Here is a 20728-nt window from a genome sequence, read left to right as displayed (position 1 = left end):
TATTCTGTTGTATAGGTTCAGGCACTGATGAAGTGCGTCGCTTTCGCTCGGCTTCCCTCACCGCTTAATCAATATAGCCGGAAGAGAAGGAGGGTGTCAATAGCGTTTTGAAAAAAAGTTTCGGGATTTCTAGAGAGGTGGCATTAACTCTTGTGCGGTAGGCTTTCCAGTATTTTGGAATAGAGGGCTTGAGTAAGAAGCTCGGCAGTTTTCTTATCGTTTTCCTGGCAATAGGCGCTTGTATAGAGGGGGGCGCTGATGCGAATAATGATATTTGCGTGGGGTGAGGCAGTAGGAGAGTAGGAGAGCGCGATCGGTACGATCGGCACTTGCACCCTTCCACTTGCTTCCGCTTGCAGCACTAATCGAGCCAGTCCGGTTTTGAATTCTCGTAAGGGACGATCGCGCACGATTCCGCCTTCTGGAAAAATGACGAGTTTACACCCAGCACAAAGTAGATCTACAGCACATCGCATACTAGAAATGCTGGGACGAGAAAGATTGACTGGAAATGCGCCAAGCCGCTCGATCAGCCAGCCTTGAATTCCTTCAAACTGATTTGCGTTGGTCATAAATCTGAGGGGTTCCCGGCTAAGAAGTGAGAGAACAAGAGGGTCCCAACGGCTAGAGTGTTTAGAAGCCAAGATTAAGGGACCTTGTTTGGGTAGATACTCTCGTCCGTGGATTTTGATCGAGCCAAAGTAAAGCTTTAGAACTGCTCGATGAATTGGATAGAGCGACCAATAAAGCCAGGGTTCAACAGTAGCAAGGCTAAACACGATGTTATCGACCTATGAAATTAGATAAAGTTCGGACGGTGAGGACTTGGGGAGGGGTGGCATCAGGTGGATAGAGAAAATCAACCTCGACCGATCGAGCCGTGCTGGGTGGAAGCGTCAAATTCAGGAGAGAGCTACCTTTTTGACCTCGACGTTGAACAAGGTGAATGAAGCGGGTTTGGGGAATGGAGCGTTCGTCAAGATAGCGAAGACGAACCGTGCCACGGAAGAAGATGCGGGGGTCGGGCGGGTTGAGAAATACAAGTTCATTGCGGCTGCGGTCTTGTTTGATTGGCGTTTCGATCGAGATTGAAACCGTTTGAGCTTGACGAGTCGTATTTCGCAGAGGCAGCGTCAGGTTGTAATGGGTTGCATAGTTTCCATTAGCGAGGTAAGCAGTATCAGGATAGCGGACGAGCATGGGCGCACTCTGGATTTGTCCTGTGGCAAATGTGCCTTGCTCAAGGGTACTGAGACCGTAGGAAAAGGCATGACCGGGACTTGGAATACTGAGATAATCTTTTCGGTTATCGGTGATTTGTGCTTTCCACTCGGAGCCTTTGGAGACACCTGCCACTCGACCATAGGTAATGTTTGTCGTTTTGGAGTTAGGGGGAGTAGGGGGAATATCTCTAGGTCCTGCGACACCCGCATTGACAAGCAGATTCAGCCATTCTTCGATCGTAGGAACTCGCTCGGTGCGGTTCGGATTCAAGGGAGCAAACATTGCCAGCGTGGCGACATAAACGGGCGCTTGACTAAAGAGGCGCATTAATGTGGAGCGACCATTAGAAGTTGGGGTGACTGTTCCTGCTGGAATGGGCAAGTTCATCAGCATTTGAGCCTGCTTTGGGGGAATGATCATGACAGTTGGAAGGTTTGTCTGTCTACGTCCACGCAGTATATCGCTGACGACACGACTGCCAGGACCTGCGAAAACAGTCCCAACAGGATCTTCAACGTGAGGAGGAAGATCGATAAATAGAGCATCGGGACGAGTCAGGTAGGTCGCGGCTTGAGAGATATCTACTTGAACAGGTCGATCGTTGGGATTGTAGATCACGATGCCTTGAAAGAGCGATCGTGTTTGGTTAGGATTACTGGCTCTAGAGATGTGATGAGCAAAAATATCAAATCTGCCATTAAAGGCGTAGTTTAGATGGGCTGAAGGAACACGCATCCCAGCAGAAGGAAACGTCGAGAGCAAAATTCCTTCGGTTAAGACGACTTCAGGACTATTGCTATTAAAAACGGGAACATCATCCAGCTTGCCAGGAAGAGCGCGGATTTCTTGAGCTTCGACGAATTCTTGGGGTGGAACACTTTCTTGTAGAGGAAGTGTTTCCTGGTTTGTGGGTTGCGGAGAAACGATCGGAGCAGGAGAAACTGGAACCCTTGCAGAAAGCTGGGCAGGAGGTAAGAGGGGCAACATCAGGAACATGAGAAGACTATCAAACTGACTTGGATCAAAGTGAATATACAGCAGAAGTCAAAAATGGCACTCCTGATACTGCTCCAATTTGAACATTCTTTGCGTTAATGAAGCATAGAATTTGTCGCAAAGTCGTATCCTATGCCTTCCGTTATGGTGCAAAGTTGCTCTGATATTAGGGATTCAATCGTTAAGCTGCGATCGATTCCAGGTGTTTTCGGTTTTGTCCTAAGCATGAATTTTATCGGCTTGGGAGTATTATCTCAAGCTGCGGTTGCGGCTCCCAAAAACAGCGATTACTGCGAAGGTCGGTTAAACGAGGGTTGGCTAACTGGGTTTCATCTGTGTCAGTTTCCCAGCGGAAGCCGATTTCAGGGAAATCTACGGCAGCACAGACGAGAAGGTCGAGGGGTATTCATTTACCCGGATGGAACTCGGTGCGAAGGAAACTTTCAGGACAACTTGTTAAATGGGCGGGGTGTTTGTCAATTTGCTAGTGGTAATCGCTATGAAGGTGAATTTCGCCAAAGTGTGCGAGAAGGGCAAGGAATTTTTGTTTATCGAGATGGAACGCGCTGTGAAGGAAGCTTTCGATCGAACGCATTGAATGGATTTGGGCGCTGTACCTTCCTAAGTGGAAATCGCTACGAGGGAACCTTTCAAAATAATGTTCGGCAAGGGCGCGGGGTATTTGTCTACGCGAACGGAACTCGATGCGAGGGTGAGTTTCGGCAGAACGCCCTGAATGGATTTGGAGTTTGTATGTATCCGAATGGCGATCGCTATGAGGGATCATTTCAGAACAATCAGCGAAATGGGCGCGGAACTTATATTTTTGCCAATGGCAGACGATCGCAAGGAGTCTGGCGCAATGGCAATCCACCACAGGTTAGACCCGCTCGATCTAGAGCAAATCCTCGTCGGCAAGTGCAATTACCACAACGCCGACGAGTGAGGTAATTCTAGTTTTTAATTAACCTCCAAGTCTGCGTCCAAGCTTGAGAGGATTGAATGATGCAGTAATGCCAAATTCTTCTGCAAACTCAAGAACACGGCAATGCGCCCTTCCGTCTCGGACAATCCCTGTGAGAATAATCGGTGAATTACCGCCTTGAAGGCTCATCTCGAACAGAGGGTATCCAACACTCGGTTGAACTTTATCCTGTAAATATTTTGGAGCAGTGTCTGAATTACCAATCAGAATACGGCGCTTACTGCTATCCCAGAAGTAGGCCAAATTATAGAGCGTTAGTAACTCTCCGGCTCTAGCCCAAGATGATCCATTTTCATCGATCGAAACAGTTAGAGGTTTGCCATTCGCCTCGATCGTTTGATCGCTGACAAACTTTAGAGGTTTAGGGGCGGGGGAAGCACCTTGAAAGTATTTGAGAATTTTTCCTCGAAGAACGTCACCCCCATTCGTAGCGCCTCTTCTGGACAACTGCAAGAAGTCCCAGCGCTCCCCCGTTCCTCCCCACATTAAAGGCCCGTAATTTTCATGCACAATCCATCCATCCCGATTAGAAGCGGCTTCAGCGTGGGTCATGATGGATTTAACACTGATGTCTTTTTCTGTCCAGTTCCAGCTTTTGGCAACTCGCGCCACTTCCTGGCACATGGCTTCGATTTGAGCATCAGTTGGTGGTAAGTCCCAAGGATCTTCTCCACCCATACAGGCACAGGAGATGCCAATTGAGTTATCGTTCCGTCTGTAAGTGTGACCGGATAAATCAATCGTATAGTCATGCAGGCGATGAATTCTGCCATTACCGGTCACAATGGTATGGTAATGATCTCTTACAACCCAGTCGTAATGGGTTGCAGTCCAGTGCAGATAAATTTTTGCTGACATATTGCACCTTAATGTGGTTGAGCAAAGTGTAATGAGCGATGAAGCGTCTTTGTGCTATTCGTCTTTAGTGGGGAATGTGCCCAAACAGATACTTCAATCGATCGACCCGTTTTTCAGAAATATATAGACGACTTGAATACGGGCTGCTGATTTCGCAGGCCCTTCAAATAGCTTTTGTATAATACCTAACACGGAGAATAGGATTTTACTTTTAATAATGCATTTGATATAAGTTATGCGCTTGAGACATGAAAAAGCTCGATCGCCTTGACGACCGAGCCTTGGAGCTACTCTCTCTTAAATCTGATAAAACTTTTAGTCAAACAATCCTTCAGTCACACCATCTCGGAGGCTTACAGATCGCCACCCCGGAGCGCCAACAAGAAGATTACAACTGGACCTGCCAGCATAACCATCGCAACCAAGGTCACTTGAACGAGCGCTTCAAAGTTAATGTCGTTCAGAAAGCTCAAAAACTCCATCTGTCCCCCCGTATACTCTAAGCTCTATATAAAATTCGTGAAGCTTCGATACAAGTTATTCTATCGGTCGATCGCATCATTCTTAAGGAAGTTCATAAAACTCAACAAAACTCAAAGCTAGTAATAGAAAATTCATTGGCTCAGATTTTAGCTGGCTTTAGTTGTCGAATTGCTACATTGAGAGCTATACAAATGGGTGACGTGCTAGAACACCAGGCGTTATGGAAATCTTGATTGTCGAAGACGAAGCGGAAATCGCTCAACTGATTCAACTCTACCTGGAAAAAGAGGGATTTTCATGTCGTACCTGCCGCGATGGAATCTCTGCTTTACAGATTTTCCAAGAGCAAAAGCCTGACCTGATTATTCTCGACTTGATGATTCCTGGACTTGATGGGCTAGAAGTTTGCGCTCGCGTTCGGCAAAAACCCGGAAGTAAAGACCCATTTATCCTGATGCTGACAGCAAAAGGCGAAGAACTCGATCGCATCATCGGATTATCGACAGGTGCAGATGATTATATGGTCAAGCCTTTTAGCCCCAAGGAATTAGTGGCGCGGGTTCGGGCGCTGCTGCGTCGCACAATGCGCCAGGGAGGACAATCGCAGGTTTACCGCACTCAAAACTTCATTCTCGATGTGGATCAGCGATCGGCGGCACGGCAAAAGGACGATCACACCGAGCCTTTGGATCTGACCACGCTAGAGTTTGATCTGCTTTCCACCTTTATGAGCTATCCAGGGCGGGTCTGGAACCGAACTCAACTAATCGACAAGCTTTGGGGCAGCAATTTTTTTGGGGATGAGCGCGTTGTCGATACGCATATTGCACGGTTGAGAAAAAAAATTGAACCTGACCCCGCAAATCCTACTTTTGTTAAGACGGTGATTGGGGTGGGTTATAGATTTGAAGACATCGCCACATGAGCAAGCCAAACCTCCGCACTCGCTTATTTCTGTCCCACATGATCGTGATGGTCGTGGGTCTGAGTACCCTAATAACGGTTGGCAAGATTTACACCCCTCGCTTATTTTTGGTGCATCTAGAACAATTGCAGGGCATTGATTTTAGCGTGGTGCGGATCAAGGGGCGACTGATCGATGGATTTGAATCAGCTTGGAGTCGGGGCGCATTTTGGTCGGTGGTGGTCGGGGGGACAACCGCGATCGGGCTGAGCTATTGGGTGTCAAAGCGAATCATGCAGCCTTTGATTCAGATGGAGCAAATTACGCAGCGCTTTGCGGCTGGACATTTAGAAGAGCGAGTGCCTGAGAACGAAATTCCCGAACTCAATCGACTAGCTGAAAGCTTTAACCGGATGGCGCAAGATCTTGAAGGGGTAGAGCAGCGTAGACGCGATCTAGTGGGAGATCTCACGCACGAACTTCGGACACCTTTAACGGTTGTCGAAGGCTATCTAGAAGGATTGGCGGACGGCACGATCGAGCCATCTCCTGACATTTATCAACGTCTTGTAAGAGAAACCGTGCGTTTGCGTCGCCTCGTCAATGACTTGCAAGAACTCTCAAAAGCAGAAGCAGGTTATCTACCAATTCATCTGCAACCGTTAGCAATTCGTCCGCTCCTGGTCGCGATTGTGCAGAAATTTTCTGATCAACTGATGGAGGATAGTCCCGCACTTAGCGTGGATTGTCCAGAGTCTTTGCCCCTTGCTTCAGCCGATCCAGAACGAGTCGAGCAAGTGTTAATCAATCTGGTTGGCAATGCTTTACGCTACACGCCGCAGGGCAGCATTACTCTTAGAGCTTGGACAGAACTGGAACGGATTTGGATTGCAGTCGAAGACACAGGACAGGGAATTAAGCCTGAAGATCTGCCTCATGTCTTTGAGCGGTTTTGGAGGTCGGATCGATCGCGCGATCGCCATTCTGGTGGAACCGGCATCGGGCTTGCCATCTGTCGGCGGCTTGTGGAACTACAAAAAGGCACGATTGAAGTAGAAAGCGAGGTTGGTAAAGGTAGTACATTTCGGTTCTCTCTGCCGATTGTGGCTGAAAAATCCAAGCTTCTATCGTTACGAGAGTAGGGGGTGTCACTGCTTCGAGATAGGAGAGACACGAGCTTGTCAAATGAGTTTCCTACAGTAGTAGAGTCATAATCCTCAACCCCTGTTATGCTTCCTATAGCTCTTGTTGTGTTAATCATTGGCGCAATTACGTTGGGGGGACTTGTCTTCATGGGCTACTTGTTCCCGCAGAGTCATCGCTCCTACTCTAACCGCAAACCCTAAATGACGCGATCGACCGCTGCTAGCCTCGACGGATCACCCATTAAACTCGGTAAGGTAACGCTCCAAGTTGCTCACGCCCCTGGAAAATCTCCGGCAATCGTCTTTGTGCACGGTGGTTTGGGCAGTCGCTTGAATTGGTGTTTGCAGTGGGATTATTTTCGATCGCAGGGACAAGAAATTCTCGCCTATGATTTGGCGGGACATGGACAATCAGGGCGGTATCAGCGCTATTCGATCGGACGGCATCGCCGCGATTTAACGCGACTGCTTCAGCATTTCAAGATTCATCGCCCGATTTTGTGCTGTCACAGCTATGGTGTTCCTGTCGGATTAGAGTGGGTGCGGCGATATGAAGCAACTGCGCTGATCGCCATCGGAGGGGGGACGCACAATCTTACGCCTTGGTGGGAGATTCCTCTAATTAAGTTCTTTGCGCTCGGTGGACATCATCTTTATCACTGGCAATTGGTTCAAGAATTGCTGCGATCGCTGATAGTTTCAGAATCTAATGCAGCCTTAATAGAGTTTCACGATCGCAATCAGGTTCCGAGTGATGCTCATCCTTACGAAGCGATCGAAGCGTTTTGGGGCTATGACGCGCAGCATCATCCGTTGAAGTGCCCCGTTACGGTGATTACAGGCAGCGATGACCCGATGTTTCCACCCACGATGGGACATCAGTGGTTAGCGAATTTGCTTCATGATCAACCTCGAAGCCAGCACATTACAGTTTCAAACGTCGGGCATTTAGTGATGGCAGAAGCTCCTGAAGTTGTAAATCAAGCGATTTCAGATTGGATTCATACAGATGTGCAATCATGACTCAATTTTTGCCACAAGAAAGCCAAGGCTTCAACCTTGGCAGCAGTGACTTGAGGTAACTAGAGGAGAAACAAGATTAGTCGATCGCGTCTTTCACGGCATCATTCAGCGATTTGCGAGCTTCTTTGGCTTTGAACTTGGTATCTTCACCTGCACCAGCAACGCTGTTACCAACGTTATCTGAAACGTTTCCAGCGCCCTGTTGAATGCGCTCACCTAATTCTTTCGTTTTTTCAACTGCCCGTTCACCGGATGCGCTGATGCGATCGCCAACTTTTTTCGCTTCTTCTTTGGCGTTGTTTGCACGACTGTTTACAGCATTACCCAAGGTGTCCTTTGTCCGCTCAGCCGCATAACCAGGATTCTTGTAGAGTTCAGCGTTGCGAGGTTCTGCCTTCGTCGGATCGTTACTGGTGATGTTGCGTTTTGCGTTGTCAACCAGGGATTTTGCTTTATCCGTTGGAATTTGCCCAGGAGGCGTATCGCTAAAATTGTTCATTCCGCCTTCATAGGGCTGGGTTTGTCCAACTGGATGCGAACCACCATCATCCATTTGAGCTTTAGGCGTTTTCGCTTGAGCCGCATTGCTGCAAGCGGTATTCAATAACAACATCACGCCTGCAAAAAACACGATCGCAATTTGTTTTAAGCGGGTCGCTTTGATAAAGGATGCAATTTTCTTCATAAGAATCTCCATTGAAGTTAAATCATGAAAGTTGAAATACTACTTTTCGATCGCGGGATTCATTTTGCTTTCGGGGCGCTGATTGGCAGCATTTGCCGTGTCTTTGAGAAACGCTGAAGCATCTTGTACCGATTGACCTGCTCTTTCAAGCACTTTCGAGCTTGGGTCAGCACGATCGATCATCGGCTGTTTCTCATTCGGCAAAGGCGGCAATGAGGTTTGTTGAACGGCTCCAACATCAGGGTTATTCGAGTTAGAGACATCCGACCCTTTGTAAATCATGTCTGAGCCATTGGTATTCACGCCGAGATCGGCTACGAAAAGAGGCGTTGCGCTACTGTAAGCAGTATTTAGGGTCAGAACAAGCGCGATCGCAACGGTCGCTAAAAGCTGTCCAATATTTTTGAGTCGTTTTAGCTGCAAACGAATCAGTTTCATTCCTGCGCTCCTTTTTGTGTCGAACGGAAGTCAATTCCGCTTATGTTTGTCAAATCAGCAAGCAGGGTTTCAGAGGTAAAGGCTGAAACTCTAGCAATTCAGTTTATTGATGCGTCTCAAACATACATATCTGGCTTGAATTTCTACCTCTAACGCAAGTCACATTCGCGCTAGTAGGGAGGTCGATTTCTTTCTGTCTTCAGAAGGATTACGCTAAGAAGGGCGATTCATTCAAGAACTCATGCAGCGTTTTCGGGCGAAATGGTTTAAATCCACACTCCGCTGGCTTATTCTCACTGCGGTTGTTTTCTTTTTATTTCAATCGCTGCAAAAACACTGGCAAGAAGTTACGAAATTGCGGATCGATGGCAGGGGGATTGCTTGCCTTGCGGTTGCGATCGGGGTGACGCTATTCGCCCACATTTTCGCAGGCTATGTCTGGAGTTGGATTTTAGGCGTTTTGTCTTATCGAGTTTCTGGCAGTTGGGGTGCACAAACGTATCTCAAAACTAATATTGCAAAATACTTGCCAGGAAATGTTTGGCATTTCTATGGGCGCATTAATGCAGCGAAACAAATTGGAATTGCGATCGCGCCTGCAACGCTGAGCATTCTACTTGAGTCGCTTCTGATGGCTGGAGCCGCTTGCTTCTTTGCAATGGTGAGATTTCACTCAGCAATTTGGCTGCAATGCGCGATCGTGATTGTGATATTGATTGCCATTCATCCGGTCTTTCTCAATGTTGCGCTGAAGCAGGCGAGCAAACTGAAGCAATCAACGGGCTTGATTCAGCTTGATCGATACCCGTTGTTACCGCTTCTAGGTGAATTAGGATTTTTGGGATTGCGAGCGGTCGGGTTTATTTTGACGTTTCTAGCGCTGCGATCGATATCTAGTGCAGAACTACCGTTATTATTCAGTGGGTTTGCTTGGGCGTGGCTCCTTGGATTTATCATTCCGGGTTTGCCAGGGGGGATTGGTGTGTTTGAAGCGATCGCCGTGGCAATATTTAGCCAAGCCTTTCCAAGCGCCCAAGTGCTTGCAGTTGTCGCGCTCTATCGATTCGTGAATACTTTGGCTGAGGCGATGGGAGCCGGACTTGCCGCGATCGACGAGCGATGGTCAAGATGATTCATTAGATTTCAGATCATGGCGAATAATTGGTTTCATTTGAGAAAAAATTCGATAGTGATCGGGATTGATCGAAGTTTGGGGGAGCGCTGCCTGAGTTTGCTGCATATTTACGAGGTTGTACTGTACGTTTTCAGCGTGAATTGCAAACGTCACATTGAAGATTTCTAAGAAGTTAATAATCCAGCTACACTCTTGCTCCGGCAACTCATCATAATATCGGATTAAGATCGCAATCTGTGCCTCAAGATGGGATCTTGAAGCGCTACAAATGAGAACCAACTTTAACAGAACAATAACTAACGTCATGGAATTGCCTTGTGCCAGCAAAGCAACGAAAAGCGGCGAGGGATCTTGGCGGTTTTCAGTCGTTAATACCTCGATTAGACGATTACAAGTTCTCAAAATGAGAGCATCTGTTAATGGTAAGAAATCGTAATCTATGTACAGTGAATCGAGCTTTTCAGCTAATTTGGATTGAAGCATGATCGCAAAGCTACTATGCTGATCGACTGAAAAAATCAGATACTTCTGAAGGCTTTGTTTAAATTCTCTGTAGTTCAGAGTTTGAATCTGATTAATAAAAATATTGGCTAGGTTTTCGTAGCTGAATTGCCCTCGTTTTGCAACGATCGCTTTAACCAGCATCAAAACGTTATCCCCTAAAGCGGTCGGATTTTCAGGTGTCTTTCCGGGTACTACAGCAGATTGAGATTTTGCAATATACATTGCTAAATCAAACTTAAATCGGTCTTTTAACTGCCTGGAAAGCGCCCGTGCTGCTTCTCGCTGCTCAATGGGATTATTGCTTTCAACATATTGTGGAACCAATAAGTAAGAGATGTAACGATTAATCCATTTTTTCTGCCGATTCTCATTTCGAGTGGCGAAGAGTTTTAGGTCTTCGTAATCCTTACTATTAATAAAATTCTGAATCCAGCTTTCTAAATGCTTAAGATTTGAATTAGCGAGTTGAGATTGAACTTCAAACTCTTGAAAAGATTGGATAAGAGATTGGATTGCAGTATAGTGCCGTGTAGCATCCCAGTTATTAACTAGGATATAGCAGCAGCGCTTTAGGGCATTTCTAAATTCAATTTCGTTCTGTTGAGCAATAAGCTGCTCGATCGCGTGAGAAACTCTAGAACCTGCGAAATCGCCATTGCAGAGAAATAAACGCTTAAATTCTAGTAAAACTTCTTCTGGAAACCATTGCCTCACAACTTCCAGAAAGAACTGATAAAGCGTTTCTTGAGCCTGCTGAATTTTTGGTGATGTAGTCAATCGATTCAGTTGATGGCTAGAAACTATTTCATCGTCAAACTGATCGATTGTCCCCGCTTGCTCTCCGCTTCCCGAATTACGATCAGGTGAACCTGATGTTTTACTCATGACTCTAGCACCATAACGAACGAGACCCATTCGCGCAAACTCAGGTAGAACCTCTAGGTGATACTGCGAATTCAGCGCCTCTTGCTTCAGTTTGCCCACTACCTACAGACGAGCAAACAATCGCCGCGATGTTCAACTTCCGCCAAAAAGCTCCACGTGCGAAGCACTGCGATTCTCGTTCACCATTCTTTCGCGATCGGAGTGCGGTCAGAATAATACCAGCCGCCGCAATAAAGTTCTCATAAAGAGGACATGGGTTTGCAAAGTTCAGTTGTATTCTGCTAGGTGCAGGGTGCTTCTACCTCAATCCGATTACCCATCGTCAGAGGACATAAGGGATGAAAACAGCACTCATTGCAGGACTGATTCTAACGATCGTCGCAACCCAAGCAAAAGCACAGACTGTAACGTTATACGATGGTTCGCGCAACACGTCATTCTCCGCACAAAGCTGGAGTGCGATCGTGTCTCCCAGCAGTGAAACCGTTAGCAGTGGTGGCACAACGTTAAACACCACTGCATCCGATAGCTTAAGGGGTGGATACTCACTCTTTTCTCAACTCGATCGCACCCAAGGCTATACATTAGGATTCAGTCTACAGCTACTGTCTGAGGCGCACCGAAGTAGAGATCGCGCTGGCTTTAGCATCATCGTACTTAGCTCCGATCGTCAAGGCATTGAACTTGGCTTCTGGACAAACGATGCACAATCTGGCGATCGCATCTGGGCACAAAACGACGGAGCCACCAAGCCGCCTCGCTTCACTCATGCAGAAGGAACTGCATTTAATCCAGCACGATCGATTGTCCGATATGACTTGTCCATTAAAGGAGACCGCTACGGGCTTTTCGCCAATCGCAACTTTCAAGCACCCATCCTGACAGGCAAGCTCCGCAACTACTCACCCGAAGGAATGCCCTATAACTTACCGAACTTCATCTTTTTAGGGGATAACACGACCTCAGCCAATGGGTCGGTCAGAATCACGCGAGTCGATTTAAGCCGGAGTGCAATTCCATTTTCCCCGATCGCAGCTCGTGCCCGCATCGCCTCTACTCCAACGGTTGCCCCAGAACCCGTCACAATACTGGGTTCAGGAGCCGCGATCGCAATCGCGGGAATATTACAACGGAAACGTCGCTGATTGATTAGAATTCCTAATCACAGTGAACAGTGGAAGCAACGATCGCAGATCTGTCAAACCATAGACAAACTGTAATAATCTAGATACTGCGCGGAAAATGGAAGGGAGTTTTCGGTTATGGCAAAAGCGGTTGGAATGGTAGAAGTGCGCGGATTGCCGCCTGCGCTGGCTGTTGCCGATGTCATGGTTAAAGCCGCACGAGTTACGCTCGTTGAAATGGAAAAAGTCAGCGGGGCATACGTGACGATCGTCGTGCGGGGCGATGTATCAGAGGTGAAGATTTCTGTCGAAGCAGGACTGGAAGCAGCGAAAAAGATGCACTCCTACAAGGAGGGTGACAAGCTCTTCTTGTCATCGCACTATATTCCGCGTCCAGATGACAACTTAATGGTGGTTTTACCAATCGACTACAGCGATCGCACGGACGAATTCAATCGCGTCTAAGAATCGGAAAAGGCTATACTCCTGTTGATTTCCTTTTTCGTTCTTTCATGTCTCTGGCAAATCTTACACAGGCTGACCTTGAGGGTTGGGTTGCTCAAGCGCGGCAATTGACGCTTCAAGGACGCTTGCCAGATTATATTCCTCAATTGGCGCAGGTTGATGCTCAACTCCTAGCGGTGCAAACGATCGGCGATCGAAATTTGACTGCAGGCAATTTAGCTCAGCCCTTTGTGCTGATGAGCGTGGTGAAGCCGTTTTTGCTCTTGTTTTTGCTAGAGCAAGTCGGAATTGAGCGCGTGTTTCAGCAGGTGGGAACACAGCCATCAGATCAGCCCTTTCATTCGATCGCACAACTCAAGCTCGATGAGGGGCATCCCCGTAATCCAATGATTAACAGTGGCGCGATCGCGCTAACTGGATTAATGCCAAAAGCATCTGGAACCGCGAGATGTGAAGCTTTTCGTCAATGGTTGAATAACCTGGCACACACAGAATTTAGGCTGGATGAGAAAGCATTGGATTCGGTGCGCTCGCTGCCTAATCAAACCAATCGGACGATCGCGGATCTTCTGGCGCAGCGCCAGTTAATCGATCGTGTCGATATTGCGATCGATACTTATAACCAAATCTGTTGCTTGTCGGGCACGATCGCGGACTTGGCAAAATTAGGCTTATTGTTAGCCAAACCGCACGATCGAATCTTTCCAGTCCACCAGCAAATCGTGTCAGCGTTGATGTTGACTTGTGGATTATATGAGGCATCAAGCGCCTTTGCCGTAACAGTAGGATTGCCGATGAAATCTGGAGTCAGTGGAGCGCTACTAGCGATCGTTCCGAAGCAAGGCGCGATCGCCTGTTACAGTCCCGCGATCGATCCCGTGGGAAATTCGGTTGCAGGAATATTTTTGATCGAAAAGCTGTCTCAAGAATTGGGATTGAGTGTGTTTAGGTAATGAACTTTCTGAAGTGAAAGACGCGATCGATTGCGTCTTTCGCGTCATCCCCAATGCGCTATGATTTGTCCTGTTCAAACGGCGCTAAATCATGAAGTTACGAACAGTGACAGCAACTCGCTATGTCACGCCGCTGCGCGAAGGTGGATCGCTGCCTGCGATCGTCGAAGCTGATGATGATGGAATGTATGTGTTGAAGTTTCGTGGCGCGGGTCAGGGAGCGAAATCTCTGATTGCGGAATTGATGGTCGGTGAGATGGCTCGATCAATCGGACTCCCGGTTCCTGAAATTGTCTTTATTGATCTCAATCCTGACCTTGCCCGCACAGAACCCGATCCCGAAATTCAAGATCTTATCCGCGCCAGTGCCGGATTGAATTTAGCACTGGACTATCTTCCGGGTTCAATCACGTTTGATCCAGTCGCCGGAACAGCAGATGCAGAACTCGCTTCGAGGATTGTCTGGCTTGATGCGTATGCAACCAATGTCGATCGCACCGCTCGTAATGCCAATATGCTCGTTTGGCACCGCAATCTCTGGCTGATTGATCATGGTGCCGCACTTTACTTTCATCACACCTGGACAAACTATCTTCAGCGCAGCAAAGATCGATTTCCTGCAATCAAAGATCATGTGCTACTGCGATTTGCGACGGAACTAGAAGCGGTAGACTCAAAAATGTCTGAACAACTCACACAGCAGGTGATTGAATCGCTAGTTAATCTCATCCCGGAGTCGTGGCTCGTTGAGAACACTCCGTTTTCCCAGCCTGATGAGCATCGATCGGCATACATCGAGTACCTATACGCTCGATTAGAGCAACCCCGTAGTTTCTTAGAGGAGGCTATCCGTGCCCGACCGCTTGCCTTATGATTATGCGATCGTTCGCGTTGTTCCCAAAGTAGAGCGAGAAGAGTTTGTTAATGTTGGCGTGATTGTCTCTTGTCCAACCCGCAAATTTCTACAGGCGCGAATTGAACTCGATGAAAGTCGGGTCATTGCTCTCGATCCGACGATCGATCTTGAATTGGTGCGCCAGCATCTTGACGCGATTCCAACTATTTGCGCGGGTGGCAAACAAGCAGGAGCGATCGGGCAGCTTCCACAACGCGAGCGATTTCATTGGTTAGTTGCACCCCGCAGTACAATCATTCAAACTTCACGAGTTCACACCGGACTATGTGAGGACTTAACCGCAGTTCTCGAAGATTTGCTGAATAAGATGGTGCGTCCTACCCGGACAGATACGATCGTTGTACCTGCCCGGATAGAATCAGTTAATTCATGATGTGAGTGTTGGTACTGAAGTAGTAGAACGCCGCTAAAAGTACGATCGACAGCACGCCAATTAATGTACTGGTGAGAAGAACTGCTGAGGACTTCTTACCTTCTGTGGATTCAGTATTGGATTTCATAACAGTATTTCCTTGAATAATTTAGTCATTATTTTGGACAGAACCACATCAGAGAAAATCCAGCTTTAGAGTTAAATCAGCTTTGAGATTTTGTAATCTCTCTGCATCCGAAGATTAAGAATAATCAGCAAAACCGAGGAATTACGGGAGAAAGCCTTAATGAGATCATCAGTTCGCAGTACCATCAGAGTCAAACGCTTCTCCAAGGTGGGTTTATGGTACTGAAGTACGCTTATTTTCCCGGTTGTGTGGCGCAGGGAGCCTGTCGCGAGTTAGATCAATCTACCAAAGCGGTGGCACGATCGCTCGGCATCGAACTGATTGAACTGAAAAAAGCTTCCTGCTGTGGATCGGGAACGTTTAAGGAAGATTCGCAACTGCTCGAAGATACTGTGAACGCTAGAAATATCACATTAGCAGAAGAATTGAACTTACCCTTGTTAACGCATTGCAGCACCTGTCAAGGTGTGATCGGGCACGTTGATGAACGGTTGAAATCGGCAGAGCCGGACTATTTGAATCAAGTTAACGGCTTTCTGAAAAAAGAAGGGTGTTCGCCCTACAAAGGCACAAGCGAAGTAAAACATCTTCTGTGGGCATTAGTTAGCGATTACGGATTAGAGGCGATCGCCGCCAAAGTCACACACAAACTTTCCGGTCTAAAGTGTGCGGCTTTCTACGGTTGCTACCTCTTGCGCGGACAGGATCACCCCTACGATGATCCGTTCAATCCAAAATCAATGGAAAATCTGTTTGAAGCGATCGGAGCCACTCCGGTTTACTATCGCGGACGGACTCAGTGCTGCGGCTGGCCCCTGGCGAGCTATGCCACTGAGCAATCTTTCAAAATGGCAGGAACCCATATCGAAGAAGCGATCGTGGCTGGAGCCGATTGTCTGGTCACGCCTTGCCCCCTGTGCCACCTGAATTTAGATTCTCGCCAACCGGAAGTGGAGCAAATGACCGGAAAAACACTCGGCTTACCTGTGCTGCATCTGTCGCAACTCGTCGCACTCGCGATCGGCGTTTCACCCCAAGAATTAGGACTCGATCGGCATATTGTTTCCACACAATCCGTACTGGCAAAATTAGGACGATAGAAAAATCTGACGTTGCTGAATGAAAGCATGAATCCGTCATGCTTCGCAAGGAGAGCAAGCTTGCAAATTCGTTAGTCTTCGCTAAGCTTCGCGAACCCTCTGCATCTGAGGTTCCTGACATACAGCGCGTTTACGCAATTTTTCAATTGCTGCGATCGCGTGTTGATGCTTGAGTGGATCGCTCTGCATCGAGAACAGCCAAGCCGCTTTTTTCAAGTCTCGCATCGCGCCTGTTTGATCATTCAGAGCAGTGCGAACTAAACCACGATGAAAATAAGCAATCGGGTTTTGATTCTCGATCGCAAGCAAAGCAGTAAATCCCTCGATCGCACTGACATAATCACCTAATTCAAACTGAATTAGAGCGCGATTGTTGCAAGCGATCCTGTGATGTGGATCAAGTGCAATCACCGTCGAGTAATCTTTGATTGCACCTCGCCGATCGCCCAGTTCATACAAGGTCATTGCTCGATTGAGATAAGCGATCGAGCTGTCGGTTTCTAACTTTGGATGATCAAAGCGATCAATTAATCCCTGAATCACCACAGCGTTTTGAGTCCGAAGCCCGATCGCCATTTCTGGAAAAGCGCTGCTTGCTGTTGCAACGGGCTGGAGTCCCAAGATGCTGTAGGTCGAATCGCAAACCAAGAAGTTTTCGCGAGTTCCCAAGACCTTGAAGCGAAATTGAGTTGGATAGCTGCGCTTGAGCTGCGTGAGTTGACTGAGAATGCTTTTCAGAAAGGGATTAGATGTACGATCGTAGATATAACGGGCTTGTTGTGCAGACGCTTCATCGCCCAAATGCCCCCAGCCCAAATCCAGCACTCCACCTCGATCGAGAAAAGCTTGAAACTGCTGCAATAATTCATCGTCTAGCATTGCACGATCGGGATAAGGGAACACTACAATCAAGCGCGATCGTGCCTGAGCGATCGCTTCTTTCAGCACAATCCGCATCTGCTCAAACGGATCAATGCTCGGTGTTAGATTAAAGATCAATTCATAGTTCGACTTTGTAGAAGATTGAGCTAATGTTGCAAGCTGACTTTCAGTAACCTCTAAGCGTGAGGTCAGGTATTTAATTTGAGTTTGTAGGGCGCTTGCATCCAGCATTGTTGGCAATTGACCCATCCTATCTACAAGGTGCTTTTGGTGGCGATCGATCTGCTGAGCTTGATCCTGCACATTGTTAAATTGGGCTTGCAACTGATTGAAATGCTCATTAAGCATCGTTTGGATTTCATTCTGCAACTCGGCTAAGTTTGCACCTGTATTAAGGCGCTCTTCGAGTTGTGCCACTGTAGCTTGCAACTTCTCGATCTGACTTGTTGATGCAGCGGGATGTCCGTTCACCACCCAAGAAGACAAGGTATCGATCTGCTTTCGCATGATCGTATTCACCGATCGCAAGGGTGCAACAGTCTGCTCTAGACTTTGATGTTGGTTGCGAATCTTCTCAATCTCAGCCATCAATTTCGCCAGATCCCGTCGCGTCACTAGCTCTCCTACAACTTTCACCAAGCCATCGACCTCTTGCTTTAGAGCAATGCCATCAAACGGTTGAGGTAAGTTATTCAAACGACGATGAATCTGATAAAGCTCATCTTGAAGCACACGCGGAATGCCCTGCTTCTGGCTGGCTACAACTTCCGAAATCTTTGTCTGCAACTGCACCACTTCATGCCGCAATTGAGCGATCGCGCTTTCTGCGGTTTCCACTCGGTTGGTTGTCGCCACTCGGTCTAGATACTGCAAAACCGTGGCGAGTGCCTCTGAAAGCTGGGAGTATTTTGTGTTGAACTGCGCTAGTTCTTGTTCAAGCTGGTTAGACTTGCGCTGCTCGATCTCACTAAGCCGTTGAGAAACATCGCGCTGTAGTTGTGCGATCGAATTGTCGTGTCGCTGCTGAATTGTTTTGCGAAGGTTAGCAAGATCAGCATAGTTCGGACGAGTGCGGATTTGTAGGTTTAATTCCTTAATGTCATTAGAAAAGCGCTGATCAAGCTGTGCAATGCTTGTTTTTGCAGTTTCTAACGTCTCTTGGTCAAGGCGGGAGCGATTAATTACATTCAGCAGCAACAAACAAGAGACAGGAGCAGCGGTGAATGCGAATTGCTGAGACGCGATCGCGGCGACCGACCCAACTCCTGACCCAACCAGTGCAAAATATTCAAGCCAACTAAGCCATTTTGTATTGTTCATGTTGCCCCTGAATCCTATAAGTCACTGAGTAATAAAAGCTACATTGCTTGCTGTTTGTCTCTACAGTTGTACGATCATGGAATCAGGAAATTCACTCCAAGAAATTCTTTATGTCTGATTTGAAAGCGCTAATTTTTGATGTTGATGGCACGCTTGCCGATACCGAACGCGACGGACACCGGATTGCCTTTAATCGTGCCTTTGCGGATTTCGGGCTGGACTGGGATTGGTCGATCGATCTCTATGGGCAATTGCTCGAAGTCGCAGGCGGCAGAGAGCGGATTCAGCAATATGTAGAAACCCACAAAGCAGAAGTGCCAAAGGGCGAAGATCTCCAAGAATTTACAGCCAAACTTCACGCTGCAAAAACCGAGCATTATCAGGAATTAGTCAAAGAGGGCATCATTCCACTGCGTCTAGGCGTAAAGCGGTTGATCGAAGAAGCAAGACTGGCGGGGATAAGACTGGCGATCGCCACCACCAGCCGACCGGAGAACGTGGTAGCACTACTCGAAACCGAACTCGCACCCGATAGCCCCAACTGGTTTGAAGTGATTGGGGCAGGCGACATGGTTGAACACAAGAAGCCCGCACCGGATGTCTACTTCTATGTCTTGGAGAAGTTAAATTTAAGTGCAGCGGATTGTATTGCGATCGAAGACTCTTACCAGGGATTACAAGCCTCACTCGCTGCCGGAATTAAGACCGTCGTGACGCTTAACGACTATACGCGATCGCAAGACTTCAGCGGAGCCGCGATCGTCGTCGATCAGCTAGGGGAACCTGATCAGCCTTTGAAAGTTCTGCAAGGACAGCTGGGGCAACCTTATCTTGATCTAGCCGCCTTGAGAATCTTATGAATTTACGAATCCTCCCTGCCGCGATCGGTCTTTTGATTGCGATGCCCGCTTCTGCCGAACGACTTGAGCTAAAAAATCCAGCTTGGAAAGAAGTTCCCAACACTCAGTTCGACGGAACCGCCTACGTAAACGTCAATGGCATTCACAAAGCAGGGAGTAACGTGATTTATGAAGTTGTGAATGCAGAGGCAGCTTATTCCCAAGTCGAAATGAACTGTAAAACGCAACGGTTTCGTACCGTAAAAATGGGATATTTTGAATCACGATCGCGAATCAATTATAAAGTCGTAAACGATCCCTGGATCAAACCCGAGACAGCTTACCATAAAGCACTCGCAGCCTTTGTTTGCCGTTTGAAGTAGATGTCTAAGTACCAGCAGATTTACAATGTTGTGCGTCAGATTCCTTATGGGCAAGTTGCCACTTATGGACAAGTTGCCGAACTTGCAGGACTGCCCAGACAAGCGCGTTTAGTCGGATATGCGCTCTTTCGCGCCACCGATCCGAATCTAGCAGTCCCTTGGCATCGTGTAATTAATGCTAAAGGCGAAATCTCGATGTCGCCGCTCCGAGAAGGCATGGACTATATTCAGCGATCGCTGCTCGAATCCGAGGGGATCGAGTTCGATCGCAACGGCAAACTCAGCCTGACGCACCATCGCTGGCAACCGGATCTCACTCAGATTGGTTAAAAATTTCTAGCACTCGCTGACAAAACGCTTTGAGTCTTGCTTCCGCTTCGGGTGCAGGTTGGCTCTCTCCTTCAAACATCCAATGCTGCACCGTCGAAAATTGCCATTGTTTGCCTTTGTGATCAAATCCGGCGGCTTCAATCCCGATCGCTCGTCGATCCTGGGTTTCTGTATCAAAGTGAAAGCGAATCTGGATCAACGCACTGCGACACTGAAATGATCGACTCCGCCCCGGAAAGTGAAAGCCAAGATCGATCGACTCTGGATCAATCCATTCGCGGGTATCCGGATCATTTGCCCAAGGCTTGAGATCCACACGCGCATCAGGAAAATCAGTTTTTATCAGGTTGGTGACGGTGGCGATTTTGCTGGCAAGTTCTAAACTGGTCGCTTGTTCGGCTGCATTCACGATCGCACGGCTCCGAATCGAGTGATATAAAACGTCACGATGTTATCTTTCCATCATATGGATTGCCCCACTCTGAAGCAGTACGACTTGATACGAAAGAAATTTTTTGACAAAACTTCGGAGGTTGATGTTATATTACTTAAAGCGATGCGATGGGGCGTCGCCAAGCGGTAAGGCACCGGGTTTTGGTCCCGGCATTCCTAGGTTCGAATCCTAGCGCCCCAGTTTTTCTCACTTAAAAT

At 47.6% G+C, this 20728-nt stretch carries 24 protein-coding genes and 1 tRNA gene; 15 read left to right on the top strand and 10 right to left on the bottom strand.

Annotated elements, in window-relative coordinates; all coding sequences use genetic code 11:
• Nucleotides 1-143: 143 nt before the first annotated feature.
• Nucleotides 144-779 carry a 1-acyl-sn-glycerol-3-phosphate acyltransferase gene (locus NC980_RS21975; RefSeq protein WP_190379391.1) on the bottom strand — a complete coding sequence of 212 codons (636 nt, stop codon included), beginning with the start codon at nt 777-779 and terminating at the stop codon, nt 144-146.
• 4 nt (nt 780-783) lie between these two features.
• Nucleotides 784-2220 carry a DUF3370 family protein gene (locus NC980_RS21970; RefSeq protein ID WP_190379390.1) on the bottom strand — a complete coding sequence of 479 codons (1437 nt, stop codon included), beginning with the start codon at nt 2218-2220 and terminating at the stop codon, nt 784-786.
• 225 nt (nt 2221-2445) lie between these two features.
• Between NC980_RS21970 and NC980_RS21965 the strand changes: the two genes are divergently transcribed.
• Entirely contained in the window at nt 2446-3171 is a 726-nt protein-coding gene (locus NC980_RS21965; protein WP_242027199.1) for a membrane-binding protein, read from the top strand.
• Between the two features lie 13 nt (nt 3172-3184).
• On the opposite strand, the gene NC980_RS21960 is transcribed toward NC980_RS21965, so the two are convergent.
• Nucleotides 3185-4063, bottom strand: a complete 879-nt coding sequence (locus NC980_RS21960) for an N-acetylmuramoyl-L-alanine amidase (protein ID WP_190379388.1) — start codon at nt 4061-4063, stop codon at nt 3185-3187.
• A gap of 353 nt (nt 4064-4416) precedes the next feature.
• The gene (locus NC980_RS21955; protein ID WP_190379387.1) at nt 4417-4545 is read right to left on the bottom strand and encodes a photosystem II reaction center protein Ycf12; all 129 of its coding nucleotides are present in this window, start codon (nt 4543-4545) and stop codon (nt 4417-4419) included.
• Nucleotides 4546-4766: 221 nt separating this feature from the next.
• Here NC980_RS21955 and NC980_RS21950 point away from each other — a divergent pair, with 221 nt between their 5' ends.
• From NC980_RS21950 to NC980_RS21940, 3 genes are all read left to right on the top strand, one after another.
• The gene (locus NC980_RS21950) at nt 4767-5471 is read left to right on the top strand and encodes a response regulator transcription factor (protein WP_190379386.1); all 705 of its coding nucleotides are present in this window, start codon (nt 4767-4769) and stop codon (nt 5469-5471) included.
• Complete coding sequence (locus tag NC980_RS21945; protein ID WP_190379385.1) at nt 5468-6592, top strand: HAMP domain-containing sensor histidine kinase; 1125 nt, start codon at nt 5468-5470, stop codon at nt 6590-6592. The genes NC980_RS21950 and NC980_RS21945 overlap by 4 nt, the downstream gene beginning before the upstream one ends.
• Before the next feature lie 204 nt (nt 6593-6796).
• Nucleotides 6797-7618, top strand: coding sequence for an alpha/beta hydrolase (locus NC980_RS21940; RefSeq protein ID WP_190379384.1), 822 nt, complete (start codon nt 6797-6799; stop codon nt 7616-7618).
• 76 nt (nt 7619-7694) lie between these two features.
• Here the strand turns inward: NC980_RS21940 and NC980_RS21935 are convergent, their stop codons facing one another.
• Both NC980_RS21935 and NC980_RS21930 read right to left on the bottom strand, forming a co-directional pair.
• Nucleotides 7695-8303 (bottom strand): DUF6658 family protein, encoded by a 609-nt coding sequence (locus NC980_RS21935; protein WP_190379383.1) that lies wholly within the window; start codon nt 8301-8303, stop codon nt 7695-7697.
• 39 nt (nt 8304-8342) lie between these two features.
• The gene (locus NC980_RS21930; protein ID WP_190379382.1) at nt 8343-8741 is read right to left on the bottom strand and encodes a hypothetical protein; all 399 of its coding nucleotides are present in this window, start codon (nt 8739-8741) and stop codon (nt 8343-8345) included.
• Nucleotides 8742-8982: 241 nt separating this feature from the next.
• On the opposite strand from NC980_RS21930, the gene NC980_RS21925 reads away from it, so the two are divergent.
• A complete protein-coding gene (locus NC980_RS21925) occupies nt 8983-9873 on the top strand; it encodes a UPF0104 family protein (protein ID WP_190379381.1) in 891 nt (296 codons plus the stop codon).
• Here the strand turns inward: NC980_RS21925 and NC980_RS21920 are convergent.
• Nucleotides 9865-11295, bottom strand: a complete 1431-nt coding sequence (locus tag NC980_RS21920) for a hypothetical protein (protein WP_348254071.1) — start codon at nt 11293-11295, stop codon at nt 9865-9867. The genes NC980_RS21925 and NC980_RS21920 overlap by 9 nt on opposite strands.
• Before the next feature lie 308 nt (nt 11296-11603).
• Here NC980_RS21920 and NC980_RS21915 point away from each other — a divergent pair, with 308 nt between their 5' ends.
• From NC980_RS21915 to NC980_RS21895, 5 genes are all read left to right on the top strand, one after another.
• Nucleotides 11604-12410: a PEP-CTERM sorting domain-containing protein gene (locus NC980_RS21915; protein WP_190379379.1), complete on the top strand. Its 807-nt coding sequence runs from the start codon at nt 11604-11606 to the stop codon at nt 12408-12410.
• A gap of 117 nt (nt 12411-12527) precedes the next feature.
• Entirely contained in the window at nt 12528-12854 is a 327-nt protein-coding gene (locus NC980_RS21910; RefSeq protein WP_190379378.1) for a carbon dioxide-concentrating mechanism protein CcmK, read from the top strand.
• Between the two features lie 47 nt (nt 12855-12901).
• Nucleotides 12902-13807 (top strand): glutaminase, encoded by a 906-nt coding sequence (locus NC980_RS21905; RefSeq protein WP_190379377.1) that lies wholly within the window; start codon nt 12902-12904, stop codon nt 13805-13807.
• A gap of 91 nt (nt 13808-13898) precedes the next feature.
• The gene (locus NC980_RS21900) at nt 13899-14681 is read left to right on the top strand and encodes a HipA family kinase (RefSeq protein ID WP_190379376.1); all 783 of its coding nucleotides are present in this window, start codon (nt 13899-13901) and stop codon (nt 14679-14681) included.
• On the top strand, nt 14659-15096 hold the full coding sequence (locus NC980_RS21895) for a DUF3037 domain-containing protein (RefSeq protein ID WP_190379375.1): 438 nt from the start codon (nt 14659-14661) through the stop codon (nt 15094-15096). The genes NC980_RS21900 and NC980_RS21895 overlap by 23 nt, the downstream gene beginning before the upstream one ends.
• On the opposite strand, the gene NC980_RS21890 is transcribed toward NC980_RS21895, so the two are convergent.
• Nucleotides 15086-15223, bottom strand: coding sequence for a hypothetical protein (locus NC980_RS21890; RefSeq protein ID WP_190379374.1), 138 nt, complete (start codon nt 15221-15223; stop codon nt 15086-15088). The two genes, NC980_RS21895 and NC980_RS21890, sit on opposite strands and share 11 nt — an antisense overlap.
• A gap of 215 nt (nt 15224-15438) precedes the next feature.
• On the opposite strand from NC980_RS21890, the gene NC980_RS21885 reads away from it, so the two are divergent.
• The gene (locus tag NC980_RS21885) at nt 15439-16323 is read left to right on the top strand and encodes a CoB--CoM heterodisulfide reductase iron-sulfur subunit B family protein (RefSeq protein ID WP_190379373.1); all 885 of its coding nucleotides are present in this window, start codon (nt 15439-15441) and stop codon (nt 16321-16323) included.
• Nucleotides 16324-16404: 81 nt separating this feature from the next.
• Here the strand turns inward: NC980_RS21885 and NC980_RS21880 are convergent, their stop codons facing one another.
• Nucleotides 16405-18525, bottom strand: coding sequence for a tetratricopeptide repeat protein (locus tag NC980_RS21880; RefSeq protein WP_190379372.1), 2121 nt, complete (start codon nt 18523-18525; stop codon nt 16405-16407).
• 110 nt (nt 18526-18635) lie between these two features.
• On the opposite strand from NC980_RS21880, the gene NC980_RS21875 reads away from it, so the two are divergent.
• Genes NC980_RS21875 through NC980_RS21865 form a run of 3 tightly spaced genes read left to right on the top strand, consistent with a single transcriptional unit; the run spans nt 18636 to nt 20077 of the window.
• A complete protein-coding gene (locus NC980_RS21875; RefSeq protein ID WP_190379371.1) occupies nt 18636-19385 on the top strand; it encodes an HAD family hydrolase in 750 nt (249 codons plus the stop codon).
• Nucleotides 19382-19747: a hypothetical protein gene (locus NC980_RS21870; RefSeq protein WP_190379370.1), complete on the top strand. Its 366-nt coding sequence runs from the start codon at nt 19382-19384 to the stop codon at nt 19745-19747. The genes NC980_RS21875 and NC980_RS21870 overlap by 4 nt, the downstream gene beginning before the upstream one ends.
• Entirely contained in the window at nt 19748-20077 is a 330-nt protein-coding gene (locus NC980_RS21865; RefSeq protein ID WP_190379369.1) for a methylated-DNA--[protein]-cysteine S-methyltransferase, read from the top strand.
• Here the strand turns inward: NC980_RS21865 and NC980_RS21860 are convergent.
• Nucleotides 20061-20486 carry a hypothetical protein gene (locus NC980_RS21860; protein ID WP_190379368.1) on the bottom strand — a complete coding sequence of 142 codons (426 nt, stop codon included), beginning with the start codon at nt 20484-20486 and terminating at the stop codon, nt 20061-20063. The two genes, NC980_RS21865 and NC980_RS21860, sit on opposite strands and share 17 nt — an antisense overlap.
• 153 nt (nt 20487-20639) lie before the next feature.
• Here NC980_RS21860 and NC980_RS21855 point away from each other — a divergent pair.
• Nucleotides 20640-20711, top strand: a tRNA-Gln gene (locus tag NC980_RS21855).
• The last annotated feature ends 17 nt before the right edge of the window (nt 20712-20728 follow it).

It is taken from the genome of Leptolyngbya sp. AS-A5, from assembly GCF_039962495.1.
Taxonomy (GTDB): Bacteria; Cyanobacteriota; Cyanobacteriia; order Leptolyngbyales; family Leptolyngbyaceae; genus Leptolyngbya.
The sequence above is the reverse complement of the archived record's forward strand: the minus strand, read 5'-3'. Positions and strand labels throughout refer to the sequence as shown.

Excerpts from the sequence above, each read along its gene's own strand:
- NC980_RS21915 (WP_190379379.1), top strand. The coding sequence starts at position 11,604 with ATGAAAACAGCACTCATTGCAGGACTGATTCTAACGATCGTCGCAACC.
- NC980_RS21930 (WP_190379382.1), bottom strand. The coding sequence starts at position 8,741 with ATGAAACTGATTCGTTTGCAGCTAAAACGACTCAAAAATATTGGACAG.
- NC980_RS21900 (WP_190379376.1), top strand. The coding sequence starts at position 13,899 with ATGAAGTTACGAACAGTGACAGCAACTCGCTATGTCACGCCGCTGCGC.
- NC980_RS21955 (WP_190379387.1), bottom strand. The coding sequence starts at position 4,545 with ATGGAGTTTTTGAGCTTTCTGAACGACATTAACTTTGAAGCGCTCGTT.
- NC980_RS21910 (WP_190379378.1), top strand. The coding sequence starts at position 12,528 with ATGGCAAAAGCGGTTGGAATGGTAGAAGTGCGCGGATTGCCGCCTGCG.
- NC980_RS21925 (WP_190379381.1), top strand. The coding sequence starts at position 8,983 with ATGCAGCGTTTTCGGGCGAAATGGTTTAAATCCACACTCCGCTGGCTT.
- NC980_RS21880 (WP_190379372.1), bottom strand. The coding sequence starts at position 18,525 with ATGAACAATACAAAATGGCTTAGTTGGCTTGAATATTTTGCACTGGTT.
- NC980_RS21890 (WP_190379374.1), bottom strand. The coding sequence starts at position 15,223 with ATGAAATCCAATACTGAATCCACAGAAGGTAAGAAGTCCTCAGCAGTT.
- NC980_RS21885 (WP_190379373.1), top strand. The coding sequence starts at position 15,439 with ATGGTACTGAAGTACGCTTATTTTCCCGGTTGTGTGGCGCAGGGAGCC.
- NC980_RS21870 (WP_190379370.1), top strand. The coding sequence starts at position 19,382 with ATGAATTTACGAATCCTCCCTGCCGCGATCGGTCTTTTGATTGCGATG.
- NC980_RS21940 (WP_190379384.1), top strand. The coding sequence starts at position 6,797 with ATGACGCGATCGACCGCTGCTAGCCTCGACGGATCACCCATTAAACTC.
- NC980_RS21950 (WP_190379386.1), top strand. The coding sequence starts at position 4,767 with ATGGAAATCTTGATTGTCGAAGACGAAGCGGAAATCGCTCAACTGATT.
- NC980_RS21960 (WP_190379388.1), bottom strand. The coding sequence starts at position 4,063 with ATGTCAGCAAAAATTTATCTGCACTGGACTGCAACCCATTACGACTGG.
- NC980_RS21945 (WP_190379385.1), top strand. The coding sequence starts at position 5,468 with ATGAGCAAGCCAAACCTCCGCACTCGCTTATTTCTGTCCCACATGATC.
- NC980_RS21965 (WP_242027199.1), top strand. The coding sequence starts at position 2,446 with ATGAATTTTATCGGCTTGGGAGTATTATCTCAAGCTGCGGTTGCGGCT.
- NC980_RS21875 (WP_190379371.1), top strand. The coding sequence starts at position 18,636 with ATGTCTGATTTGAAAGCGCTAATTTTTGATGTTGATGGCACGCTTGCC.
- NC980_RS21970 (WP_190379390.1), bottom strand. The coding sequence starts at position 2,220 with ATGTTCCTGATGTTGCCCCTCTTACCTCCTGCCCAGCTTTCTGCAAGG.
- NC980_RS21865 (WP_190379369.1), top strand. The coding sequence starts at position 19,748 with ATGTCTAAGTACCAGCAGATTTACAATGTTGTGCGTCAGATTCCTTAT.
- NC980_RS21920 (WP_348254071.1), bottom strand. The coding sequence starts at position 11,295 with ATGGGTCTCGTTCGTTATGGTGCTAGAGTCATGAGTAAAACATCAGGT.
- NC980_RS21935 (WP_190379383.1), bottom strand. The coding sequence starts at position 8,303 with ATGAAGAAAATTGCATCCTTTATCAAAGCGACCCGCTTAAAACAAATT.
- NC980_RS21905 (WP_190379377.1), top strand. The coding sequence starts at position 12,902 with ATGTCTCTGGCAAATCTTACACAGGCTGACCTTGAGGGTTGGGTTGCT.